The 24,907-nt window shown below is 36.6% G+C and carries 24 protein-coding genes; 9 read left to right on the top strand and 15 right to left on the bottom strand.

Annotation, left to right across the window (positions count from 1 at the left end; all coding sequences use genetic code 11):
• The 12 genes from fliS to AC0L8O_RS24935 all read right to left on the bottom strand — a co-directional run bounded on the left by fliS (nucleotide 1) and on the right by AC0L8O_RS24935 (nucleotide 10,231).
• A complete protein-coding gene (fliS, locus tag AC0L8O_RS24990; RefSeq protein ID WP_473445983.1) occupies nucleotides 1-456 on the bottom strand; it encodes a flagellar export chaperone FliS in 456 nt (151 codons plus the stop codon).
• Nucleotides 457-500: 44 nt separating this feature from the next.
• Nucleotides 501-797 carry an EscU/YscU/HrcU family type III secretion system export apparatus switch protein gene (locus AC0L8O_RS24985; RefSeq protein WP_473449145.1) on the bottom strand — a complete coding sequence of 99 codons (297 nt, stop codon included), beginning with the start codon at nucleotides 795-797 and terminating at the stop codon, nucleotides 501-503.
• Nucleotides 797-3,190, bottom strand: coding sequence for a hypothetical protein (locus AC0L8O_RS24980; RefSeq protein ID WP_473445982.1), 2,394 nt, complete (start codon nucleotides 3,188-3,190; stop codon nucleotides 797-799). The genes AC0L8O_RS24985 and AC0L8O_RS24980 overlap by 1 nt, the downstream gene beginning before the upstream one ends.
• A gap of 91 nt (nucleotides 3,191-3,281) precedes the next feature.
• Nucleotides 3,282-3,545 carry a flagellar biosynthesis anti-sigma factor FlgM gene (flgM, locus tag AC0L8O_RS24975; protein ID WP_473445981.1) on the bottom strand — a complete coding sequence of 88 codons (264 nt, stop codon included), beginning with the start codon at nucleotides 3,543-3,545 and terminating at the stop codon, nucleotides 3,282-3,284.
• Nucleotides 3,546-3,625: 80 nt separating this feature from the next.
• On the bottom strand, nucleotides 3,626-4,045 hold the full coding sequence (locus tag AC0L8O_RS24970; protein ID WP_026559735.1) for a TIGR03826 family flagellar region protein: 420 nt from the start codon (nucleotides 4,043-4,045) through the stop codon (nucleotides 3,626-3,628).
• Nucleotides 4,046-4,103: 58 nt separating this feature from the next.
• On the bottom strand, nucleotides 4,104-4,541 hold the full coding sequence (locus tag AC0L8O_RS24965) for a ComF family protein (protein ID WP_473445980.1): 438 nt from the start codon (nucleotides 4,539-4,541) through the stop codon (nucleotides 4,104-4,106).
• Nucleotides 4,542-4,810: 269 nt separating this feature from the next.
• Nucleotides 4,811-5,083, bottom strand: coding sequence for a late competence protein ComFB (gene comFB / locus AC0L8O_RS24960; protein WP_026559737.1), 273 nt, complete (start codon nucleotides 5,081-5,083; stop codon nucleotides 4,811-4,813).
• A 66-nt stretch (nucleotides 5,084-5,149) separates the two neighbouring features.
• The gene (locus AC0L8O_RS24955) at nucleotides 5,150-6,637 is read right to left on the bottom strand and encodes an ATP-dependent helicase ComFA (RefSeq protein ID WP_473445979.1); all 1,488 of its coding nucleotides are present in this window, start codon (nucleotides 6,635-6,637) and stop codon (nucleotides 5,150-5,152) included.
• A complete protein-coding gene (locus AC0L8O_RS24950; RefSeq protein WP_473445978.1) occupies nucleotides 6,634-6,732 on the bottom strand; it encodes a hypothetical protein in 99 nt (32 codons plus the stop codon). The genes AC0L8O_RS24955 and AC0L8O_RS24950 overlap by 4 nt, the downstream gene beginning before the upstream one ends.
• Before the next feature lie 232 nt (nucleotides 6,733-6,964).
• Nucleotides 6,965-7,807, bottom strand: a complete 843-nt coding sequence (locus AC0L8O_RS24945) for a DegV family protein (RefSeq protein ID WP_473449142.1) — start codon at nucleotides 7,805-7,807, stop codon at nucleotides 6,965-6,967.
• Nucleotides 7,808-8,326: 519 nt separating this feature from the next.
• Nucleotides 8,327-9,013 carry a response regulator gene (locus AC0L8O_RS24940; RefSeq protein WP_026559741.1) on the bottom strand — a complete coding sequence of 229 codons (687 nt, stop codon included), beginning with the start codon at nucleotides 9,011-9,013 and terminating at the stop codon, nucleotides 8,327-8,329.
• 81 nt (nucleotides 9,014-9,094) lie between these two features.
• A complete protein-coding gene (locus AC0L8O_RS24935) occupies nucleotides 9,095-10,231 on the bottom strand; it encodes a sensor histidine kinase (RefSeq protein ID WP_473449140.1) in 1,137 nt (378 codons plus the stop codon).
• Between the two features lie 163 nt (nucleotides 10,232-10,394).
• On the opposite strand from AC0L8O_RS24935, the gene AC0L8O_RS24930 reads away from it, so the two are divergent.
• The 9 genes from AC0L8O_RS24930 to AC0L8O_RS24890 all read left to right on the top strand — a co-directional run bounded on the left by AC0L8O_RS24930 (nucleotide 10,395) and on the right by AC0L8O_RS24890 (nucleotide 21,036).
• On the top strand, nucleotides 10,395-11,036 hold the full coding sequence (locus tag AC0L8O_RS24930; protein WP_473445977.1) for a YigZ family protein: 642 nt from the start codon (nucleotides 10,395-10,397) through the stop codon (nucleotides 11,034-11,036).
• A 61-nt stretch (nucleotides 11,037-11,097) separates the two neighbouring features.
• Nucleotides 11,098-12,015 carry an LCP family protein gene (locus tag AC0L8O_RS24925; RefSeq protein ID WP_473445976.1) on the top strand — a complete coding sequence of 306 codons (918 nt, stop codon included), beginning with the start codon at nucleotides 11,098-11,100 and terminating at the stop codon, nucleotides 12,013-12,015.
• A 175-nt stretch (nucleotides 12,016-12,190) separates the two neighbouring features.
• Nucleotides 12,191-14,824, top strand: coding sequence for an N-acetylmuramoyl-L-alanine amidase (locus tag AC0L8O_RS24920; RefSeq protein WP_473445975.1), 2,634 nt, complete (start codon nucleotides 12,191-12,193; stop codon nucleotides 14,822-14,824).
• Between the two features lie 2 nt (nucleotides 14,825-14,826).
• On the top strand, nucleotides 14,827-15,471 hold the full coding sequence (locus AC0L8O_RS24915) for an SH3 domain-containing protein (RefSeq protein ID WP_473445974.1): 645 nt from the start codon (nucleotides 14,827-14,829) through the stop codon (nucleotides 15,469-15,471).
• A 4-nt stretch (nucleotides 15,472-15,475) separates the two neighbouring features.
• The gene (locus AC0L8O_RS24910; RefSeq protein ID WP_473445973.1) at nucleotides 15,476-16,999 is read left to right on the top strand and encodes a SpoIID/LytB domain-containing protein; all 1,524 of its coding nucleotides are present in this window, start codon (nucleotides 15,476-15,478) and stop codon (nucleotides 16,997-16,999) included.
• Nucleotides 17,000-17,129: 130 nt separating this feature from the next.
• On the top strand, nucleotides 17,130-17,696 hold the full coding sequence (locus AC0L8O_RS24905) for a sigma-70 family RNA polymerase sigma factor (RefSeq protein ID WP_473445972.1): 567 nt from the start codon (nucleotides 17,130-17,132) through the stop codon (nucleotides 17,694-17,696).
• Nucleotides 17,689-19,002 (top strand): DUF4179 domain-containing protein, encoded by a 1,314-nt coding sequence (locus AC0L8O_RS24900; RefSeq protein ID WP_473445971.1) that lies wholly within the window; start codon nucleotides 17,689-17,691, stop codon nucleotides 19,000-19,002. Before AC0L8O_RS24905 ends, AC0L8O_RS24900 begins: the two co-directional genes overlap by 8 nt.
• 336 nt (nucleotides 19,003-19,338) lie before the next feature.
• The gene (locus AC0L8O_RS24895; RefSeq protein ID WP_473445970.1) at nucleotides 19,339-19,569 is read left to right on the top strand and encodes a hypothetical protein; all 231 of its coding nucleotides are present in this window, start codon (nucleotides 19,339-19,341) and stop codon (nucleotides 19,567-19,569) included.
• A 318-nt stretch (nucleotides 19,570-19,887) separates the two neighbouring features.
• Nucleotides 19,888-21,036, top strand: coding sequence for a glucosaminidase domain-containing protein (locus tag AC0L8O_RS24890; protein ID WP_473445969.1), 1,149 nt, complete (start codon nucleotides 19,888-19,890; stop codon nucleotides 21,034-21,036).
• A 52-nt stretch (nucleotides 21,037-21,088) separates the two neighbouring features.
• Here AC0L8O_RS24890 and AC0L8O_RS24885 read toward each other — a convergent pair whose 3' ends face one another.
• From AC0L8O_RS24885 to AC0L8O_RS24875, 3 genes are all read right to left on the bottom strand, one after another.
• The gene (locus AC0L8O_RS24885) at nucleotides 21,089-22,447 is read right to left on the bottom strand and encodes an O-antigen polymerase (protein ID WP_473445968.1); all 1,359 of its coding nucleotides are present in this window, start codon (nucleotides 22,445-22,447) and stop codon (nucleotides 21,089-21,091) included.
• A gap of 205 nt (nucleotides 22,448-22,652) precedes the next feature.
• Nucleotides 22,653-23,711 carry a non-hydrolyzing UDP-N-acetylglucosamine 2-epimerase gene (gene wecB / locus AC0L8O_RS24880; RefSeq protein WP_473445967.1) on the bottom strand — a complete coding sequence of 353 codons (1,059 nt, stop codon included), beginning with the start codon at nucleotides 23,709-23,711 and terminating at the stop codon, nucleotides 22,653-22,655.
• Nucleotides 23,712-23,744: 33 nt separating this feature from the next.
• A complete protein-coding gene (locus AC0L8O_RS24875; protein ID WP_473445966.1) occupies nucleotides 23,745-24,899 on the bottom strand; it encodes an oligosaccharide flippase family protein in 1,155 nt (384 codons plus the stop codon).
• Nucleotides 24,900-24,907: the final 8 nt, after the last annotated feature.

Raw genomic sequence — 24,907 nt, 5'->3', positions numbered from 1 at the left:
CTATTTCCCTTCTTCAACCGTATTTGTTTCTCTTTCATATACCATTACATTTCGTTCATAGGCATTTGCTTTTTTGAAAAGCTGTTGCTGTATCTGACTTGATTTATTATTTTTCATTGCACTTTGCCATGCCTCTGAGATATCTTCTAAAATTGCCAGCACTTCTTTTAAAGGCTCAATATCTTTCTTCACATTAGCCTTAATCACAAGGCCTGCCATATAGTTGTATAGAACATCAAGCTGTTCGGCAATAATACCTGCTTCGTAATTTATACCTACGCCTAAGCGTTCTAAAATATCGTTCACTTTTTTTAGCTTTTCATTCGATTCTATCAACCTAGAAGCTTCAATATCTTGTATTGCTTGTTTTGTATGATCTATTAACGCTTCATATAATAATGAAGTAATTTCTTGAGATGATTTCTGGTAAATGATTTCTTTTGTTAAAAAATCCACGAATTCTACCTCCCATTTAATTTATCGGAATATCCGGTCAAGTTTTAATACTTTTTCTCCATTTCTTCAATAAGAAGTAGAATTTCTGCAATAACAGAATAAAGCTGTGGTGGTACATTTTCTCCTAAATCTATATCTAAAAGATGTTGAACAAGTCCCTCATCTTCCTGCATTTGAATGTTATGTTGTTTTGCCAATTCCATAATTTTTGTTGCAAGCAACCCTTTACCTTGAGCTATGACAGTCGGTGAACCGCCCTTCGATTCATCGTAACGAATAACTGCCGCAGAAGGTCCATTTACTTGACGACGTTTTTTTTGATTAAAATATTGCTGTGACATCATACTGAAAAATCGTATCCTTTCTCTGTCATCTTTGACAATTGAGTTTGTTGAGCACTTGGTGTCACAGCTTCTGGCTTTTCACTTGTGTTAAGTGGCTCGAACTTGATTCCCGCAATGTTGTATCCAATATCGCTTAGTCTTTCCTTTGCTAGTTCAGCAAGAGGCTCCATTCTTTCTTGAAAGCCTTGCTGATCATTTTTTATTTTTACAGAGAGTGTTCGATCAGTCGATGTAAGAGAGATCCCTACTTCTCCGAGCTTTTTCGTTTCAAAAAGAAAATATAGACTACAATTCTCCCAATCTATTTTTTCATTCTGATTTTTGGAATTTACAAAAACCTTCACATTCTCTAATTTTTCTTGTAGTAATAAAGGTAATGTGAACATTAGACTTTGAAGTCCAGATGGATCGTTTTTACTTAGTAACTGCTGTCCAGTTATTGAATTGAGCACTCCGTCAGCTTTACCCTCTCCATCATTCATTTTCAATAAGAAACTTTTTAATGAATGTGGCAAGCCTTCCTGATTTCGATCTCTTGCTACAAGTGCTTGAGCATGATCTGCTTCATGTGTTAAACCTAGATTACGTAAATATTCATATGCATTTCTAGCCATCGGCTCTTGTTTTAATGCATTCATTGACATCTCAAGATTTTGGGTTACTTGTTTTGATGCTGGTAAGTTTTCTAAATTCCCAAGCTCTTGTGATACAAAATGTTTCACACGAACATCTGAAGGTTTAAAGATCATTTTATCTAAAACCGTTCTAACCTCTGAAACAATCTTTGTTGCTCCACTGTAGTCACCTTTAGAAAGAAGCTTTTTTGCTTCAGTTAACTGAGCACTTGCTGTTAACATCTTTTTCTCTGTTCTCATATCTGCATAAAGCATAAAATCACTTCGAAGTATCGCTTGATCTAGCTTTTGAATAACAGTTTCTAGCATTGGCTTAGCTGTGATCGTTGAACGCGATTTAAACTGTTGAACGAGCTGCTCCACAGTTTGCAAACTTTTAGAAATATCATTCTTGAAGTTTTTAAAATCAATGGCAACTTGAGAAAGCTTTTTTGATACTGTTTCCACGATAAAATTCTTCGATTGAATTGGCAGGGACGCAATTAGCTCTTCTTGCATTTGGTATGCCTCTGCTTGATCTACTTGAGTAGTTAAATTTTGATTTGAGACCACAGGGATTTCATTATTTATTTTTGTTAGAGATTGCATTAATTCTTGCCTAGCACCGAGTTCTTTTCCACTTTGAACAAGCTCTTCTGCTTTAGCTAATGATTTCGTAAGCATTTCTTGATGCTTTTCATCTAAACTAGTAGCTTGATCAAGAAGTGCTGATAAGTGCTGAAAAACTTCATTCATATTTGGTTCTTTTTTCAGCACATGTATAGCCTTCTGAATGAGTTGATTTGAATTTATATTGTTGTCAATTAATTTTGTTGGTTCTTTTTGGACTGGTTCTAGTTTTGACTGCTGAACCTGCTCTTGAGTCTGTGTAGCAACTCTTGCCATGTTCGCTAGCTTCACTGCATCGGAAAGTTTTGATGCCACATTCTGTAATAGTCTTAATTCAAAAGAAAACGATTCTCTTAACTTTTGAACAACTTCTTTTATATTATTTGAGTTAATATCTGCTTTTAGCTGTTTAAGCATCCCTAACTTCTTCGGATCAACCGTTACTGTTTCTAATAGATTAATAGCTTCTGCTACCCTTTGGACAGCTGCTTTTAATTGAAGTTGTGATTGCGCTGAATTTCCTTCTGATTTCAAGGAAGCGTCTGTTCTTTCCTGTGATTTGAAGCGAAACTCTGGGTCTAATCCCTTTATCACATCCTCAATCGAGCTCGCAAATGATTTCTCATGCAATGCCTGGTGAACAGCCTTTATATGAGTAGCTGTTGGTTCTAATCCTTTTTTCACTAAGGCAGAAAGAGTTTCAAGCTTTTGTTCTCGTGTTCCATTTTTATCATCCATAAAGGTTTGGATTTGTTGAAAGGTATCTTTATTAAGGGGGATTCCTTTTGAATGAAGGAAGTCGACAGCTGATTGTGTTTCATTAGAAACAAGTGCTCCACCATTTAATTGTCTCGCTAAAGCATTTGTGCTATTTAACGAGTTTATCTTTCCCGTAGTAGACAAAGAGATTTCTTTAACTTGTGGTACTTCCTGTTTACCGTTTGTTATTTCAACTGTCACTTGGTTTTGCTTAGGAGGCTCTCCTTCGAACTTTACTTTTACGTCCTGGCCCTTTATTTGTAGAATGGCTTCATTTTGAGGCAATCTTTCTTTGACGAGCGCACTGTATATATCTCCTTCTTTTAATTGTACTGATTTTGTAGAAGGGATTTGAGAAGAGACTTTAAGCTCTTGATTAATTTGCACTTTTCTCACTCTCCACAATTTTTGAATGTTTGGGGTACGCTCGTCCTTGAGCTATAGTAAACATCCTTGTTTTCAAAAAATATTAATAGATTTATTTTTTATAAAAGTCTAGCAATCCCTTCGCAACCGCCTGCGGATCAATTGTGTACGTCCCATTCTCTACTTGAGATTTAATCGCTTGTACTTTTTCCTGTCTTGCTTTAACCAAATCATTTGATTGCTGCAGATCTTTTGCTTTTGAAGAGATCTCTACTTTATCTTCTCTTGATTGTGCTTTTGAGGGTGTTGCTATATTTTTATCAATGCTTTTTTTATATGGATTTACACCCATTGAGCCTATATTATTTATTTTCATAAGTAATCCTCACTTTCAAAGAGAACGTGCTTTGTCATAATATTAGTATCGGTATCTTTATTAAAACTTTAAGCATTTCATCATTTTTTAGGACTTTGGGAGTAGAAAGTTGTTTCTCGGGCAGTTTGTTTATTACGATCACTAATCATTTTTTCCTGTTCTAGTTGGTGGATTTGTTTGTGTATGCCTTCTTTGCATTCCTCACATAACCGATCCTCTCTAATTGTTTTCCCACATTTTTCGCATGGATAGCCTAAATTAGGAAAGTTAATTAACTGTATTCTTCCTTGACGGATAAATTTGAGAATCAAATCCTTTGAAACTCCTGTTTCATCAACAACTTCATCTAATTGTGCTTTGCGATTTTCACGCTTTCTTAAAAATTTATAGACTGTTTCATAAGCTTGTTCTTCTTCTTTAAAACACTTATCACATACAGTCCTAAACTGACTTTGAACAAATAATGTATTACACTTTGGACAATTCGCTAATTCACCCATTATTATATCTCCTATCGATTCAGTATCTACTTTTTATATCGGCTAGGTTTTCTACTTTTTAACTTCTAATTAATGTAAAAGAAGAAATGGATATTGCACCAGAGTCTTTTAGACGTTTGGCTGCGTGTCTTAGTGTAGTTCCTGTTGTATAGATGTCATCGATTAATAAAATGTTTTTCCCTTCTATTATACTACGGTCGGTAATAGAAAACACATTGGAAGAAGTTAGTCGTTCTTGACGGGATTTTTTTGATTGTTTTTCATGATGTGTTCGCTCGAGGACGTCCAGTTGTGGAAGAGGAAGAAAGTCTGCTAAAAGTTTTGCTTGGTTAAAGCCGCGTTCGTAGAGTCGCTCAGGACTTAGTGGGATTGGGATGGTTGCATCGAATTTAGTTGTCTTGAAGTTTGCTTTATAGCTTGTTTTGAAGTCTTTTTTAAAAACAGCTGCAAGGGCTGCGTCACCGCGGAATTTAAAAGTTGAGAGAATGTCCTTCATGGCGTCATTGTATTCATAGACAGATACATTACGCTCTAGAATTCCTTTCCATTTAGGGGCATTTTCCCATGACTCGCAGTCTGAACAAATATCTAGATTACTTTGGGGCCTGAAGCAGCTTGGACAGGTGGGGTTATTAATTTTCACCAGAGTTTCATAGCAGGTGACACATGTATTCGTTTCCGAACTTGGCAGGAGACTTTTCCATGTAATTTGAATATTTACCTGCTCGTTACAAATTAAACAATATGTAATAAAAACCTCCCCCTTTATCGGTAGTTCTCACAGGTTGGATTATCAGAAACAATTTTTGCACATTCTGCTAATTTCACTAGCAACGAGGTCATTTCCTGCTTGTCTATAAATTCGGCTTTAATATACATCGCTTTGTCTATATTTGTTACATAGCGAGGAGTGGTTTTGTTGAGGCTTAATGCCAGAATATCGTCAAGGCATGTGCTGCATGAGCAAGTTAATTGCAGACGATCTTTATATTCATCTAATAAATCCTTCATAATTTGTTCCATTGCGTTAATGACCATAAACTAGTCTCCTTATCCTCCATATAATACTCTATTATGCCATAGAGAACAGGTTTCTAAAAGTATCTACTCTTTTAGGAAGCCTTCACGTTTTGCTTCATCATTCATTTTCAAAATATGCTTCCTTGCTTCTACCATTGCTTGTGTTTTGCCATAATGAAAAAACGTAACATTCCCAGTTGGATAGCTTGCACTTCTCCCAACCCGACCTGAGATTTGTACAAGGGCGCTTTCTGTAAAAATATCATCTTCACTTCCTAAAACTGCAACATCACTGTTTGGGATCGTGACTCCTCTTTCCAAAATGGTAGATGTGATAATAACAGGCATGCTGCCACTTCGAAATTTTGACACCTTTTCACGTCGTTCAGGGTCTTCAGCGTGGACACCTTCGATTCTTTCATCTAGTTTTCTGCATATCTTTACAACCTCATCAATGATTGAGACCGACGGGACAAAAAGAAATGCCTGCTTATTGGCTAAGATTCTCATCTTTAGCCACTCGATTACTTTTGAAGGTAATCTTCCTTTTTCAAGCTGCTTCTTCCAATTCCCTACCCAAACAAATTCAGGAACTGGAAGTGGATGACCATGATACCGTGCTGGAATTCGAACAGCTTTCCTCTTATTTTGCTGGACTTCATTCTTCCATTTTTTATTGGGAGTTGCTGTCAGATAGATGAGAGAGCTTTTTTCTTTACGCGATTTTTGTACAGCAAATTGGAGAGAGGCATCTGCTGAGTATGGAAAGGCGTCAACTTCATCAACGATGATGCAATCAAACGTTTGTTTAAAGCGGAGAAGCTGGTGGGTTGTTGATATGGTGAGGGGTGCGTGTTTGTGGCGTTCTTCGCTGCCACCGTATAACGCAGCAACAGATGTTGAAGGAAAAACTTTTTGAAGGCGTGGCGCTAATTCTAAGACGACATCTGTACGTGGAGTTGCAATACAGATTTTTTTGTTATCGGAGAGGGCCTGCTCAATTCCTTTGAAAAGAACTTCTGTTTTTCCAGCGCCACAGACTGCCCAGACCAGCAGCTCTGTGTGGTCTTTCACCGCTTGGACAACTTGATCTGACGCAAGGGCTTGTCCCTTTGATAATTCACCTTCCCAATCTAAACCGGAGGAGTGAGGTACCTGAACTGTCGGGCCACTCCAGCTATAAAGAGGTGTACACTCACTCACCCGCCCCATCATGATGCAGTTTCGGCAATAATGACAGCTCTGTTCCCCACATTTCGAGCACGAAAAGGAAGCAAATAACGAGGAATTCGAATTTCCACAACGCTTACATAGTAAGCCCTTTTGTATTTTTTCGATTCCAACCGTTAATTTCACATAGCCTTGCTCATAATGAGCTTGCAATGTTTCAAGGGGGAATGGAATTTCAGTTAAAAGTAACTCTTTTCCATCTAGATGTGTTTGGAGTTCAGGTAAATATGAAAAATGCGGATAAGGTGTAATCTCAGGTAGTCGGTGATGTTGTGATATTGGCAGGCCTTCTTCTTTGGAGAAAGTTGGAGTTAGGGAACCATTTACCAAGTGAAACCTCATGATCCACCTAAATAGGTTTGGCATATTTTTCGATAACGTTTTTCTACACTGATTGGTGTACGTGATAATTGTTCTGCAATATGTCTGAATCTCATTCCACTTCGACGTAATTCTAATAGCTTTCGGTCCTCAAGGGTTGTCCAGTGGCGATATGTACGTTTTTTTCTTCGCTTTCAATTGTTTGATTTGTGTATTCACTCAATTTTTTTATGACCTCCTTGCAATTTCTATACATAGTATGAGGCAATAATAACCAAATGTCCATGATTAGACATAAATATGAGAGGTTAGAACTATGCATAACTAGTACTTTCCTCTCATAAACATTCACTTTTTATACCATCCGACCCCAACTGCACCTTCACCAAGATGGGTACCGATAACAGGACCAAAATAACTGACCATGCATTCGATATTAGGATACTTAGTTGAAAGCTCTTGTTGCATCTTTTCCGCTTCTTCAGAACGATTTGCATGGATCACAACGACACGCATCGGTTCGTTTTGGCTTGCTACTTCATCAAGAAGCTCGAGCACCCTGTTTAATGCTTTTTTACGGGTACGTACCTTTTCAAATGGAACAATGACTTTGTCTTCAAAATGAAGGATCGGCTTTACTTGAAGCAAGCTGCCGATCAAGGCTTGCGCTCCGCTTAATCGTCCACCCTTTTGAAGGTTGCTTAAATCATCGACCATAAAATAGGCATTGATTGTTTTTTTCATTTCATCCATCCGTGCCAAAATATCCTTTGGATCAGCACCTTCATTGGCCATTTCTGCTGCTTCAAGGGCATAGAAGCCTTGGACCATGCAGCTGATTTCGGAATCATATGCATAAACGTCAATGTTTTCAACCATGTCTCCTGCTGTTGCCGCACCGTTGAATGTTCCACTAATTCCGCTGGAGAGGTGAATTGAAATCACTGCGTCATATTCTTTGGAAAGTGATTCAAACAGTTCAACAAACTTTCCTACCGGTGGCTGTGATGTGGTTGGAAGTTGTTGCTGTCCCCGCATTTTTTCAAAAAATTGTTCTGATGTGATTTCGATTTCTTCCTGGTAGGATTCAGTTCCGAAGTTAACGCTTAAGGGAATCATATGTATGTCATATTTTTCACGAATTTGTTGAGGGATATAGGCTGTACTATCTGTGACGATTGCCGTTTTCATAAGTTTTATTCCTTCCTTGTCCATATTATTATCACCATTTTAACGGATAATCCTTAAGATTTCACTATTCGTTTAGTATATGGGGTAAGTTCGGATTATTATGACAGTTTATATTTTGGTGAAGCACGGACTTTGACTCTCTGTAACATGTGTTCGTGGCGGTTGATTGAAGCTCCAGGATGCTCGCTTTCCGTGGGGCGTGCGGTGAGCTTCCTCGGCGCTAGCGCCTGTGGGATCTCACCTGCCACGCAGCTCCCACAGGAGTCTCGCACCTTCCGCTTCAATCAACCTAAACTTAGTTTTTTGTACAATAAAATTAACTTTTTTAGAATATAAACTATAGAAAGAGTTCTATTTATAAGCAGCTTTTAAAAAAACCTCGTCTGAGTGAGCCTGAAAAAAATGTCTTTTCACTCTTATACTGTATTTCATTTAAAAAGCCACAACGCTAATTTATAACCTTTTTAGGTACCAAAAAAAAGCCAGAACCTAAAAAGATCCTGACTCTTGTGACGTTCCTTATTTCACTTCAACCCAACCATTTTTAATCGCAACAACAACCGCTTGTGTACGGTCATTCACATTCATTTTCTGAAGAATGTTACTTACATGGTTTTTAACAGTTTTTTCGCTGATAAATAATGCTTCCCCAATGCCGCGGTTGCTTTTACCGTCTGCAAGCATTTGAAGAACTTCGCATTCGCGACGTGTTAAGATATGTAGTGGTCGACGAATTTCTGGTTGTAATGGCTGCATGGTTGCAGCTTGTCCATTTGCTGCGGCAAGTCGTCTAAATTCATTTACTAAGTTATGTGTTACTTTTGGATGTAGGTATGAGCCGCCGTCTGCAACAACTTTGACAGCTTCAATTAATGTATCAGCATCCATTTCTTTTAATAGATAGCCTCTTGCACCTGTTTTTAGCGCATGTGTTACATAGTTTTCATCGTCATGAATTGATAAAATAATGACTTTTGTGTCTTCGTTTGCTTCAATCAATTGCTTCGTCGCTTCTACACCATTTACTTTCGGCATGTTGATGTCCATGATGACAACGTCCGGTTTATGAGCATCGACTAGTGCTAATGCTTCTTCCCCGTCATCACCTTCAGCAATTACCTCAAAGCTTGGTTCGAAATCCAAAATGCGTTTTACACCTTCACGAAATAATTGATGATCATCTATAATAACAATTTTCGTCTTCATGCTTACGCCTCCCCATTATCTCTTTTAGTCTAGTTGCCAGTTCATTCCTACGTCAATATGCCTATAGTCATGCAACCTGGCTTAATTTCCATTAAACGGAACTTGAAACATGATAAAAGTCCCTAAATCGATCTTGGAGTCAATTGTCATTTTTCCTCCTAACAGATCGATTCTCTCCTTCATGCCAATAAGCCCAAATGATTTCTTATCTTTATTTCCTTTAACATTTTTAACATTAAACCCTTTTCCATTGTCTTTTATGACCATGGTTATACTTTCACAGGTGACCTCGACTTTAACAGATATCTCTGATGCCTCTGAATGCTTTAACGCATTTGTGACAGCCTCCTGGGCAAGACGAAATAAAGCCACCTCAAAGCGGGGTGGAAGTCGCTTTTCTTCCATTTTACCTACACTTTGGAAAAGAATCTTAGTTTTACCATTATATTCTTCGATTGTATCCATATATTTTCTGAGGGTCGGGATGAGTCCTAAGTCATCAAGCGCCATTGGCCTTAGGTCATAAATAATTCGCCTTACTTCATATAAGGCGTTTCTTACATTCACCTTAAGGCTCTTAATTTCCTTAAAGCCTTCCTCAGTACCACGCTCTCGGAAAATTCGTTCGATTAACTCCGAGCGCATCATCACATTTGCAAGCATTTGTGCAGGTCCGTCATGAATCTCCCGTGACACACGTTTTCTTTCTTCCTCCTGTGCCTCAATGATCCGCAATCCAAAATCCTGCTTTTGCTGAGCATCCTCGAGTAACATGCCCACCTGACGTAGATCACTATTTAAGTAATTCAGCACAACTGAAATTTGCCCAACAAGCGCCTCTGATCGTTCAATGATTTCCTGAAGTCCTAAAAGACGTCTTTCCAAATCATCACGGCGATCGCGAAGCTGTTTTTCATGCTGCTGAAGCATGGTGTGCTCAACCTGAAGTCCATGTGCCTTTTCATACGCTTCCCTAATTTCATCCTCAGAAAACTCTCTGAAATTCTTGCTCACTTGTGAGAGACGATTACGAGCAAGACGTGCCTGAACTTCAAGCTTATCTCCCTCTTCAATCACTATGCTTACTTGCATTTTGATGTCTTTTAACTCTTCAACCAATGATTCATACTGTTGCCGGGAGTGTTCACCAATTTTAAAAATCTCATCCTTGCTTCCGGCAACCGTACCAATCATCTTATCTAAAATCAGATCAAGCATTTCGCTATCTAATTTTTTAAAGGAGTTCACACGTATCCCTCCGTTTTTTCAACAGATATTTTTAGTTTGTCACATTTTTTACGATTGAAGTAAAAATTATGTCGTTTTATAATAAAAGAATGCGCTATTTTCATTTTGCTTGCTTGTCAGGAGGTGAACAAGCATGCTTTCACATTATTATACCGTAAAAGGCTATGGAGAGCATGAGATAATTATTCAAAAATCGCGTTTTATTTGCTATGTAGAACGTGTCACAACAGAAGAAGAAGCAATCGAGTTCATTCAAAAAATAAAAAAGAAGCATAAAGATGCAAATCATAATTGCTCAGCCTACTTAATCGGGGAAAATGACCAAATCCAAAAAGCAAATGATGATGGTGAACCAAGTGGCACCGCTGGAGTGCCAATGCTTGAAGTCTTAAAGAAAAAGAAACTAAAAGACACCGTTGTCGTTGTTACACGCTATTTTGGCGGTATAAAACTAGGGACAGGCGGGTTAATCCGTGCTTATGGTAAATCGGTTTCAGAAGGGTTACGCATAATTGGTATTGTTGAGAGAAAACTAATGAGAGTTCTTCATACCAAAATTGATTATACATGGCTAGGCAAAATTGAAAACGAACTAAGATCTTCAATCTATATGCTAAAAGAAATTCATTACCTTGAACAAGTAGAAATCGAAACATACGTCGAGGAATCACAAGTGCCTGATTTTATAGAATGGATGACAGAGCTAACAAATGGGCAATGTTACAATATAGAGGGTGAAAATCTATATTTAGAACAACTAATTGACACTAACTAAAATGAGGGATTTAAGTGGCGAAAAGATATACGGCTAAAAAGCAGAAGAAAAAGAAGAAATTATGGAAACGCGTCCTTTTTTTCTCCTGCTTGTTCTTATAGGAGTTGGCAGCTATACAGGATATACAATCTATAAAACGTATGAGGCAGCCAACCAATCGTATCAAGAATTAGATCGAGGCGAAAAGTCAAAGCTTCGAGAAACTCCCATTAAAGTTAATGAAGATCCTTTTTCCATCCTATTGATGGGTCTTGAGGATTATTCTTCCGGAGGAGAAAATGGGAGAACGGATACATTAATAGTTGCTACAGTTAATCCTACACTTCAGACTATTAAGATGGTAAGTATACCTCGTGATACGTATGTAACAATTCCTGATGAAGATAAGAAAACAAAAATTAACCATGCTTATGTATACGGTGGTAAAGAGGCTACAATTGAAACAGTTGAAGAACTTTTGGATATTCCAATCGATTATTACGCTTTAGTAAGCTTCCAAGCATTTAAATCTGTTGTTGATGAATTGGGTGGTGTTACAGTAAATGTCCCATTTGATTTCTATGAGAAAAGTGATGAAGACGGCAGCAGAATTTACTTCAAACAAGGAGAAGCAAAATTAGATGGTGAAGAAGCACTCGCTTATGCAAGGATGCGAAAAAGAGATCCAAGAGGTGACTTTGGCCGAAATGACCGACAAAAGGAAATTATCAGTGCTATCATTGATAAAGCCATTTCTCCTTCTAACTTATTCAAAATAGATGAACTTGCTGCACACATTGGAAAAAATGTTGAAACAAATTTTAGAATATCTGAAGCAATTGCATTGCAACGCAAGTATCCCAACATTAATTCTAATAGTATTGAAAACCTGACAATTGAAGGATCAGATGATTATATAAGCGGTATTTATTACTTTATACCTGATGAAGAACAGCTGGAAATTGTAAAAAGTGATTTAGAAACTCATTTAGAACAATAAGACTATTTTATTCGACACATTGTTTATACAGTCTTCATAAAAAGACAGATTAAGACAATATTCCCAAAGACAAAGTTACAGAACTTTGTTAGAATATGTATATAATTAAACCTCTGAAATTATCTTCAGGGGTATTTTTTTGTGAAAACCACATAGGAGAGGAGAACTAGGAAAATTGAAATGGATCACCACATTGTTTTTTGTCACTACCCTGTTTTTTAGCTTTGCTATGCCGCAAGTAAATGCGGAAGCTTCTGCAAACTATCCTTTCATTGGACAAGTTGCAACTGAGGATACCCAATTACACAAGGGGGCTACAGCTAATTATGAAGTTGTATTAACTCTTGCTAAGGGACATGTTGTTGGGGTTTTATCAGAGTTTACAAATAATCAGAATGAGAAATGGTTAAACATATCTGTTAATTCTACAAAAGGTTGGGTTAAGCAGGAGAATATCTCACCAATAAAAGAGAAACCCTCATCACTTTATGTTAAAAAGAATGCTGCCGAAATGAGAAAGGGTGCATCTACTGACTATTTGCTTATTGAACATTTAGAATACGGCAAAAAGGTAACAATTATTGATCAATACGTTAGCAACACTGGTGAGATTTGGTACCGTATTGATTTAGGAACTGTTCAAGGGTGGGTCAACAGCAGTAACCTGTCCACTACCCCAGTTGCCGAAAAACTACAAACAAATCAATCAGCCACAGTTCATAGCGGAGCCACCGAACAATACAAGATAGTTGCAACCCTAAAAGAAAATATACAAGTCACCATAATTAATCAAATTAAAAATGCTGCTGGTGACATTTGGTATCAAATAGAGCTTGAAGATGGAGTAAAAGGTTGGATACATTCTGAAATGACAGAGACTATCCAGGAAAATGGCAGCTCAATACAAGACTACAAGACTGTATATGTAAAAAATGTTAATTCGAAGGTTCATAGCGGAGCGCTTGACTCTTATCGAGTTGTATATCTGCCGAAACAAAATGAAGCACTCCAGGTAATTGATGAATTTACAAATAATTTAAATCAAAAATGGTATAGAGTCTCTATTAATGAAGCAACCAAAGGATGGATTCTTGCATCTTCTGTTCAAGATTCTCCTCTATCGGAGAATTATATTGTAGGAGATTACGTTTTTGCTAAAAATAATACAAGTGTTATTAGAAAAGGAGCACTTTCTAGTTATTCTATTGCAGAGAAATTAACAGCAAATGATGACTTAAAAGTAATAGATACATTCTTTAATCAGAACAATGAGTTCTGGATTCGGGTACAAAGTTCAAGTAACGTAACAGGTTGGATTCATTCAGAGGATATTATAAAAAGTCCTAAGTTAAATACTACCTATTATCTTAATCAATCAGGCACTGTAAGAAGCGGAGCACTTGACTCATACCGTCAACTAGCCTCATTACCAAATGGGTCTGCGATCTATGTTATGGATACATTCACGAACAATAATAAAGAGCTTTGGTATCGAGTGAAGATGGAATCAGGAGAAACTGGATGGATCAATGCAACTTCTGTTACCAGCAAAATCATTTACATCAATAAATCATTACGTGTTGGCACAAATGCGACCTATGCATATAAAGGTGCAATGTATACCTATTCAAAAGTTACAAAGCTTCCATATAACACTAGCATAAAAGTTCTATATGAATTTATTAACAACCAAAATCAACACTGGTACAATGTCCAATTATCCAATAGCAAAAAAGCATGGGTACCAAAAGCGGAATTGTTTAACAGCTTAGCAGATCGCCAATTTGTCTATTCAATAAATTCAAATGTATTACACAAAAGTGCTACTTCAAGTTCAGGATATAACACCAAGGTACAGGCTGGTGAGCAATTACTGTATTTATGGAGCCATAATGATTGGATTAATGTGGAAAATTCAAAAGGTGTTCGAGGTTGGATTTTAAAATCCGGAACTAGAGAATTTATCCCTAATGTTTTTCGTAACCCGGTTATCTCTAAATCAGGCAACACCTCAACGTTAACTTGGGAAAAGTCACAGAATTTTGGCGTAGGTAATAAACTCCTCTCAAATGGTGTTGTTCAGCTTACAGGCAGTAAGCTTCATACTGAATTACCATCACAATCAATAACCGGTTTAAAAAGTATAACAGCTACAACTTCTGCTATTACATTAACACCACAGCCTGGTTATATGATTCAAGTGAGAAACAACACAAATCAAACACAGGTTAAGGTCATGCCGGTAGGATTGTCAGGTAAAAAAATCATCATTGATGCCGGTCATGGAGATAATGATCCAGGTGCAATTGGTCCTACTAAGCTTAGAGAGAAAGATGTTACATTAGATGTGTCCAAGAAACTAAAAGCTGAGCTTGAACGTCAAGGAGCCATTGTTACACTTACACGCAGCGATGACACGTACTTAACACTGGAACAACGTGCAAAAATTGCAAACTCCTCAGACAGTGATGCATTTATTAGTATTCATGCTAATGCAAGTGTGAGCACATCAGCACGGGGAACAGAAACCTATTACAATACAGCCTATAACTTTAATGGTCCAAGAAGTAGTATCCTAGCAAAATATATACAAGATTCATTGGTTGATAGAATCAATACGTATGATCGCGGTACAAAAACAGCTAATTTCTATGTTATTAAAAATAATGAACTGCCAAGCGCATTGGTGGAATTAGCATTTATATCTAACCCAAATGAAGAATCAATGCTGAAAAATAATGTTATTCGCGGCCAAGCTGCGGTTGGGATTGCAGAAGGGTTTAAAAAATACTTTAGTGGGGGCTATTAATAATGAAAAAGAAAAGTATGCTCGTTATCTCAGGGGTTTTTCTTACTGGATTTCTAGTAGGTAGCTATACTTCACCCAATGTTGGATCAGCAGCTAGCAATGTGGTGTTAGCTAGTGTGGAATGGGTTACAAATCAGATAAACCCTCTTCAATCAAGGGTAACAAAATTAGAAAGTGAAGTGCAAACTCTTCGAAACGCTATAAATGATGGCGGACTCGAAGATAGCTTACCTTCTCATGTGTATGTTAGCAGTACAAAAGCTACAGTTCATAAAGGAGCTACAAGAGACTACGCAGTTGTAGCAACTTTTAGTAAAGGTAAACAATTGCCTGTAATAGCGGAGCATAATGGTACTGATGGAAAATGGTATCGTGTTGAATACTCAACTGGTAAATACGGATGGATATATTCTGGTGATATTTCCACTAAATCTGTTGCAGCTATATCATCGGTAACGATTACGAACACTACAGATGTACGAAGAGGCGCTACAACTGATTATCAAAGTGTTACTGTTCTTCAAAAGGGTACAACGGTTAAATATATTAGCTCATTTACAAATAACAAAAACGAACAATGGTATAACATTGAATTATCTAATGGTGTAAAAGGCTGGATCCTAGCAATTCATGGAGAGGTGAAATAATAGTATGGCTGCTCGAAGAGTTATACTAGGTGTACTCCTAACACTTAGCCTGCTATGGACTCATGATGCAGCAAATGCAGCATCAATCAAAATTTATTCTAATCCTGTGGCTGTCCAACTTATCGATGCTTCAACAAGTACTATTAAGTTGCAAGGATTCTATGAATTAACCAATAAAGCAAACAATCAAAAAACATTTTTATTACCTAATCTTACAATTACAATTACCCGCACTCAAAGCAATGTAAACATTAATGCGGGTTCAATATCATTTTCATCTTCCAGTGGCTTTGAATTAAAAGAAGTCACGAATATAAAACAATACGCTCGCTTTACAAGTACAACAGAACTAAAAAGTGGTGCAACAGCCGATTATACCACGAAAAAAACATTAGCAAAGGCTGAAACAGCAGAATATATTCAAACCTTTGTGAACAATAAAGGAGAAACCTGGTATAACGTCCTTGCTGCAGATGGCACTATAGGGTGGGTTTCTGCCAATTCTACACTGGTGGACAATTACTCCACTTCTATTCCTACCATTGTGTATGGCAGTACAACATATAGAGGTGGCGCTTCCTTTCTACCTAAAACTTCCGGCAATGTTGCGATAATAAATAATCTTGACCTGGAAGACTATTTAAAGGGTGTCGTACCTAATGAAATGCCGGCTTCATGGCATAAAGAAGCTTTAAAGGCACAAGCAATTGTTGCTCGAAGCTATGCTGCAAATAGTATGTCTCTAAAGAATACAACAGCCAGCCAAGTATACAAAGGCTACTCATCAGAGGATGCCAGAACAAATCAGGCAGTTGACGAAACATCAGGGATTCTTGTTAAACATAACGGAAAACCTATCCAAACATTTTTTTATTCAACTAGTGGTGGAAGAACCGCAAACGTTGGAGATGTATGGAACTCTAATCAAGCAAGCTTTCCATATTTAATCTCAGTTGATGATCCATATGAGAGCTCTCCACATAGTAGTTGGGAAAACTCTTTTACATCAAGCATGATTTTAAAGAGCTTTGGATTCGATCCGTCATCAACGATCCTATTCGATATTTCTATAAACCCAACCGGTGCTAATGGAGAAGTTTCCAGTGTTACGATTGACACATCTGCCGGTCAAAAAACCATTACCGGGAATGAGCAAGCCATTCGCAAGCTATTTCCTATTGAAGGTAGTTATGGTTTCTTAAGATCAAATTGGTTTACGTTAAAAGTGAATAAAGACTTTGCGATACAAACAACAACTGGGCAGCAATCCCAGCTGGAAGTAACGGGGCAGCAAGTAATGACAGGCTCAAATACTCCTGTTAGCATTTCATCAGAAAAAATTTCTATTCAAACTTCTTCTGGTATCGTTACAAAGGACTCTGATCCAATATCTATTACAGCAACAGGTAAAGGCTGGGGACATCGAATCGGAATGAGCCAATATGGAGCAAAGGGATTTGCCGAACATAACTGGAAAGCTATTGATATAGTAAAACATTACTTTCCTAATACAGAAGTATCAAAATAGTCCATTAACATTAAAGCAGGTAACGAACAATGTTACCTGCTTTTTATTTTAGCCTAATTTACGATTTAAGGAAAAAAGTGAACCTATTCCTCAGCTGTCCCACGTCTAATAATTGGAAAGGAGGAAAAATATGAAATCTAAAGGAGAAGTCTACTATCAGGATTTAAACAATACACATGCTGACGATCTGGATCTACTCTTAAACGAATTAATGGAAAATCATGGAACCGAACTAACAAGACTAGCCTATACTTACACGAAAAATGCAGAAACAGCAAAAGACATTGTTCAAAATGTGTTTATTAAATGTTATAAAAATCTACATACCTTTAAAGGAAACGCTACGATTAAAACCTGGTTATACAGCATTACGATCAATCAATGTAAAGACTACTTAAGATCATCCTACTTCCGTAGAGTTGTTCCGGTTGGAATGAGACATACAGATAACCTTGAGAGTAGTAGTACTGAAAAAATTGTTCTTCAGAATAATACGAAGCAGCAAGTGGATGAGTGTATTAACAAATTATCAGCTAAATACAAAGATGTCATCTACTTGTATTATGTACAGGAGTTAAGTCTAAAAGAAATAGCTGCTATTTTAGGTCTATCAATTGACACAGTAAAAACCAGATTAAGAAGAGCAAAGGAAAAACTCCAGCCAATCTTGCAAAAGGAGGATGTGTTCTATGACTAGTAAATTAAATACGTTGAAGGATTTGCTTATTGAAGATGAGATGAGTAAAGACTTGGAATTTACAAATGAAGATCGGCAGAAAGTGTTACGTGAGATCCATCATCAGCAAGGGAAATCCAGAAGACACTTCAACTTTCCTGTCATAATAGCCTCCTCTTTATCGGTTGCATTGATTTTTGTCCTAATCATCACTTCAACTTGGAAGCCAGTTGAAAAGTCAAATCCGGCAGATCAGAAGCAAATTGAATATATAGATGAATCAAGCCTGTACTCACCCTTAAATATGACAGTGGAAGATAACGGTATAAAGGTAACGGTTAATCAAATTATGTATGACGGCTCTCGAATATTAGTTGGGTATGAAGCTATGTCTACCATGGAAGAAGAACTTGACAGTGTAACTGGAGGATATCGTGTGACAATCAACGGAGAAGATAAAGGTCCAGATTTAACTCTAATATCTCATGACGGTGATAAAAAAGGTACGGCAGTAGTAGCAATTGAATTATACAAGGAATTTCCTGACGAGTTTGAACTTGGATTACAAATTAGACAAATTCAAGAACAAAAAGGAAACTGGAATTTCACCATCCCCGTTAAGAAGATTCCTGGTGAAATAAAAAGATTTAAACCGGAAACTGTTGTGAAAAAAGATCATCTACAATTATCGATTAAGGAAGTAATAGTGTCACAAAGTGCACTTAAGTTCAGGTATGAAGAAGGTTCAAATGAGGATGTTGACAGAGCATCTCCTTTATATAATAAAGGTGTAATTTTCGAATTACTCGATCCAGAAGGAAATGAAATACTTCCTCTAAATTCGTATGGTATAGGTTTAAATGGTTTTAGTGGAACTCATAAACATTCATCAACTAGTTGGTTTCATTCACCAAAGGTTTTACCCGAGTATCTCCTATTAAAAGCATATATTTCAACTGAGACTACAGGTATGATACGAGTTAAAAAACCTATTAATAATTCCTTTCCAATTGAATTAATTCAAGATGGTGAGAATAAACTCATTATTTCAAAGGTTGAAGAGAAACAAAATCAAGTCTGGGTACATTATTCAATTGATGGAAATCTTAAGCAATTACGTAACAGTCTTATGTTAAAAGTAGAGAAAGATGGCGAAGAACAATATTTCCAACCAAGTACTTATTTAAATTACAAACCAGGTAAAGATAACATTGCGAAATTTGATGTTGAATACTCGAATGATCTATATGTTGTAACAGATAAAATCCAATTTGAGGAATTCGAAGAACTAAACGCAAAAATTCCTTTAATAAATCCTGAGCAATAAAACGTGGGACATAACTAGATTCAGATAGTGAGAAAGGTGAATTTGAGCGTACTCAAATTCACCTTTCTCTATTTTTATTTTTCGAATAAAAATAAGGCGCATTTCTGCTTCAAAGTAAAAACCGAAAATAATTAGTGAAAATTTCAAAAATCCTACCGATATTATTAATAGGGACAAATAGGAGGAAAGACATGGGTATAGGAAAATCACAAAATCAATTCACTCCATATTTAAAGATTATCTGCCATATGAACAAAGTGTTTAAAGGTATCCATAATGGAAAATATCCAGAATTAATATGGCGATATTATATATCCAGAATGTATAGAGGATAAAATGAACGATTTAGATCAACATTCTATTAAAATACTAATTGATGATTTCTCATTCCAATTTATTGGTTGGATTGCAATTTGTACAAGTGCTTATATTTTTGGACTAGTTATTTTCCGCCTCATTAAAATCCCTGACAGACTAACAAACATTTTTGCTACAGTCGTATTCTTAATCGCGATGTATTATTCATTTATAAATGGATTTATCCCTGGTTCCTATGGGACTCAGTAATAAGTTTTTATAATTTTTTATTAAGTTTGAATTATGCAAAAAAAACCTTCTCCGCAATAGAGAAGGTAACGACAACAATAAAAGTTGAAGGTTGTTAAATACATCATACTACCTCCAGATCATAATATCTATGGTAACTTTAAGGTAAATTAACCAATATCTCCATACAGGCAGCCTCAGCAAAACGTTTAAATTTATACATATGTCATATTTTCCTAGGGAATTTGTTTTTTTTACCAGAATTATATTACTACTTATCTATTATTTGTTATAATATGTCATGTTGTATCTAAAATTGGAAAAAGGAGATGAAAAAACATGCGAAAAGACATCCGTCTTTATTCCTTATCTTTTGTTTTTGTATTACTTTTGAGTTTCTCACTTCAACATATCCCTACTAAAGCAGCCTCTACTACAATTATGGGACCCTCCAAGTTAACATCAAAGCAAATGGGTGATTATGTTCTCTTGAATGAAGTGAATCCCAGAATGACAAACCTATCGATCTATCAGCTTGCTGAGCTATATTTAGAAATTGGAAGAATTGAAGAAGTGCGTGGTGATATTGCATTTGCTCAAGCAATTCATGAAACAGGCTTTTTCAGATTTGGCGGAGATGTGATTCCTGCACAAAACAATTATGCAGGAATTGGGACAACCGGCGGTGGAGTGAAAGGAGCCTATTTTGCAACTCCTGAAGAAGGAGTTCGAGCACATATCCAACATTTAAAAGCATACGCTAGTAAAGATCCACTAAATACAGTGCTTAACGATCCAAGATTTCATTTAGTGACAAGAGGTATTGCTCCTTTGTGGACAGACCTAAACGGAAGATGGGCAGTACCTGGAAAAGGATATGGAGAGAAGATTCTTCAGCTTTATTCCAATATGTCCAAGATGACATTAACGATTCCTAAGGTTGATCTACAATCTGTACATAAGCTTCCAGTAGCCAAATTAAACATACAAGCTGATGTTCCTATGCTTGCACCAAATGGCTCACTACATAGAACGATTAAAAAAGGTGAACAAATAAGAGTGTATGGAGTTTTAGGAAATAGCTATGATGTTGGTGGCGGCTATTTGGTTGAAGCCAATAGCAGTAAGATGAGTATTTATATAGGACGAATCTTAATAAAGGATTCTAAAACAAACATGTACAAGCCTGACGGAACTGTTTTCCGCACCTTTAAGAAGGGTGAAGCACTTAGAGTCTATGATTATGATCCAAATACCTATCAGGTAGGTGGAGGCTATTATGTAAAAACGTCTGATAAGCCTATTTATCACGTTGGCCGACTTGAATTCAAAAAGGATACTGTCATGTATAGCCCTAATGGTACACCGTACAGTACGCTAAAAAAAGGAAGTACTTACCGAGTTTACACTATTAATGGTGATCAACTTGATATGGGCGGCGGTTATACAATAAAATATAATAAGAATGATATGGTTTATATCAATTAACCAAAAAAATCAGACAGCACTATGTTGTCTGATTTTTTTATCATTCACTTTTTTAAACAAGCGTTTGTTTTTTTGATCGATTCCTTAGCATCTCCAACAATTTAACAAATACAAAAGGAGACACAAGCACAATAACAAGCGCTACCCATAACGTGTTTAAAAGAAAGTCTGTAAAGCCTCCTACAACTACTCGCGGTATATTTACTGTAAAGTAGATAAACAATGAGATGAATAGAGGATTCTTTTGTAATCTTAAAAAGATGATATAAATTAATTGAATATAAATTCCAACATATATGGTACCTATTAGTAAGCCAATATAACCGAAGTTTGCAAATGCCTCGCCCGCAAATAATGTATTTAGAACACCCGCTGTCCCTGCTTCAACCCGATCTGGAAAATAGGTTTCCATGGCAAGACGGGCAGAACGTATTTGCTCAATATCGTATAGTCCTATAATTGAGGAAGGCATGCTTTTCCCCAGCAATAATGGCAAACGGTCTGAAAATAACTCCAGATGCATATAGTAACCAGCAATTTGCGTTAAAATCAAACGTCCTACGGGTCCCCTATTATAGTCTGTAAATTGCTCCAGCCCTACTCCTTGTATAAAGACATACATGATCACAATTAGTGACACACCCAAGGCTCCAAGGATAAAAACACGTGTCCACGTAAGCTTTATGATGTTTAAGTATAGAAGTAAAAGGATAAACATAAGTGTGTAGAAAAATATCGGTCCTTTTGCAAGGTCATATACTTGGATAAATACACTACAAGGAAATGTAATAATAAAAAGTATCCACCACTTAAGCTTTTTCGTTTTATATCCATAGATAAAAGTTATCATCGATAAGATTGGGGTTAGTCCCAAAGCAAAAATATTCCGAATAAGTGTATTGCCGCCAAAATTATGAGATGCCTCAATGCGCAATTCAGCAAGATTATTGCTTCCTAACAGCATCTCTAAAATCGGGATGGCTTTTAAATAGTACACTGTATAAGCAACCGACAGAATTCCTATACCTGTTAATCCAACGTAAATTAAATACGTAAAAGTATCTGTATCTATCCGAACAGGCTTATTAAGATAATCATTGAATTCCTTTTCTGGTTTAAAACCGAGAAGTTTTGAAACAAATAACATGGATAATGGCAGCATCACCATAACAAAGCAAATCGTATAAAAGCCAATCGACCTAAATCGATCATCTGCCAGCAGGTTGATCATATAATGTTCATCAGTATTAAGTGCAATTAAAAGGCTACCAATAAATGAAGAAATAAATAAAGAATAATAGAAAACAATAGATAAGACATTGGGTTTTAAGATTGACATTGTTCCTGCAGACTTTTTGAATAACCAAAAAGACAATACACCAACAATCAGCCAAATAGTAAGATAAAACACTAGGATTAGACCCCCATATTTGGTGTTTTCGTAAATAGGACATGGAGCTAAGGGTAAGACGTATAGGAATAGAAGGCGTTCTTTGCCCCTTCCATTCCTATTTGACTTATCACTTTAGGCAATCAAAACGCATATATCTCTATTATGCTCCTTGCAAATGATCTTCTAAGAAAAAGGGCGACTTTTTATAACCCGCCCATTCCATTTATCTCGCTTCAGACAATAGTTTAACAATCTTTTCAGATGTGTTTCCATCCCCAAATATTGGCGGATAAGTAGATTCACTAGGAGATTGCACAGCTTCTATAATTTTAGTTGTGTCCGCTCCAACTAGGATATTTGCCCCCTGCTCGACTGTTTCCACCCACTCAGTTTCATCACGGAGTGTTACACATGGAGTTTTGACAAAATAGGCTTCTTTTTGAACACCACCTGAATCAGTCAGGATCTTCTTAGCATTTTTTTCTAGTGCAAGCATGTCCAAATACCCAATCGGCTCAATAACCTTTAAGCCGGGAATTGACTCAAGATTGATTCCGTATGATGCAAGCTTGTTCTTCGTTCTTGGGTGAATCGGCCATACCTTTGTTCCTTCCACTTTCGCAAATGCATCAAGAATACCTGTGATACGATCACGGTCTTCTGTATTTTCAGCACGGTGAACTGTAATTAAATAGTAGTCATTGTTCGTTAAGCCTAAGTCATTTAATAAAGTCGAAGAGTCTGCAATATCCTGATTATATAAGACTGCATCATACATAACATCACCGACATTAAAGACGTTACGAGTAATGTTCTCTTCTTTCAGATTTTTCACAGCTGTATCTGTTGGACAGAATAAAAACTCTGAAACATGGTCAGTTAAAATACGGTTTACTTCTTCCGGCATCTTCTTGTTAAAGCTTCGTAATCCAGCTTCAATATGAACGATCGGGATATGTAGCTTTGATGCTGCAAGGGACCCCGCTAGAGTCGAATTGGTATCACCATATACCAGTACATAATCTGGTTTTTCTTTTAAAATAATCTCTTCTATATTTATAAGCATGTTTGCTGTCTGTATACCATGTGAACCAGAACCAACATTTAAATGATAATCCGGTTTCGGAATATTTAATTCTTCAAAGAAGATATCTGACATATTTGCATCATAATGTTGCCCAGTATGAATAATAATTTCTTCATGCTGTTTTCTTATTTCACGTGACACAGGACCCGCTTTGATAAATTGAGGTCTCGCACCTAATATAGTTATAATTTTCATGTGATCAACCCTTTTAATGATATTTCAAGCTTTTTAAGAAGTTTCAGTTGCTTCAACTGTTTTCTTTCTTAACTCTTTGTCAATTCTGGTTGCACCGATCGATAATAAGAATACACCCCATATAGCAGCAACATACCATAGTGATAATTGATTTTCCTGTACAAACGTAATCCCAATAACACCGGCAATCATCACAATGAATAACACCGCCACTTTAATTGACGGAAATGGAATATAGTAGAGTTTTTGACTTTTTCTGAAAATAAACACGATCGCAAATGTGTATGAAATTAACGTAGCTGCCACAACACCCCATATCGAGAAAGCGGGAACTAAAATTAGATTCAACACAACGCTAAGACCTGCAGCAATTGCAAAGATATAAGAAATCACTTTTGTTTCCTTCGTAAAGAAAATACCGATGGAAATAATTAAGTAATAAAAATTCAAAAACGTAGCAGCAGAAATTAAAGCCACATACTTATAAGCTGAATGATAGGAATCCTCTAGCAACAAAATAACATAAGGCATAATCGTTGCCACAACGAATACCCCTATTATTCCTAATAAAAAGATAATGATGTAAATTTTTGAAAACAATTCCTTGTTGTTTGATTTATCTTTAATAGACATGGAATACGGCCGCCAGGCCATTTGGATCCCACTCGTCACAAGGGTAATCAAAGCCGCAAATTTTGCAGCAGCTCCATAAATCCCAACCTCTTCAGGTGACTTCATTAATGCTAAGAAAAAGGAACTTGAATTCAAAATTACCCAAAATGCTAATGAGGCAGGCACAAGAGGAAGGCCATATTTTATTAAGTCCTTAAGTACCTCCCGATTAAGCTTGAAGGTAACAACTTTTGATAACGGCTTTAAGATCAGCAAGAAGATCAGTAACCCTGTTAAGATTCTAGCATACATGATTCCTTCCACAGACTGAACGACTAGCTTTAAGAAAAGGTAAGAGCCTACAGCAATTAGCAGCATCTTTGTAACCGTCAAGACGACAACCTTTATCGTCTTAAACTCAAACCTCATAACCGTTAAGACAAGGGCAGTAATTGTATCGAAAAATAAAACTCCTACACTTAAATATAATAGGAAAACTCCATTTTCAGCAGGAAGAATGTTATGTGCCACTAAAGGTCCTATCAATACAACCAATAAGAAGATGATTAATATCATCGCCAATC

It is taken from the genome of Metabacillus sp. KJ11-3 (assembly GCF_055808295.1).
The sequence above is the reverse complement of the archived record's forward strand: the minus strand, read 5'-3'. Positions and strand labels throughout refer to the sequence as shown.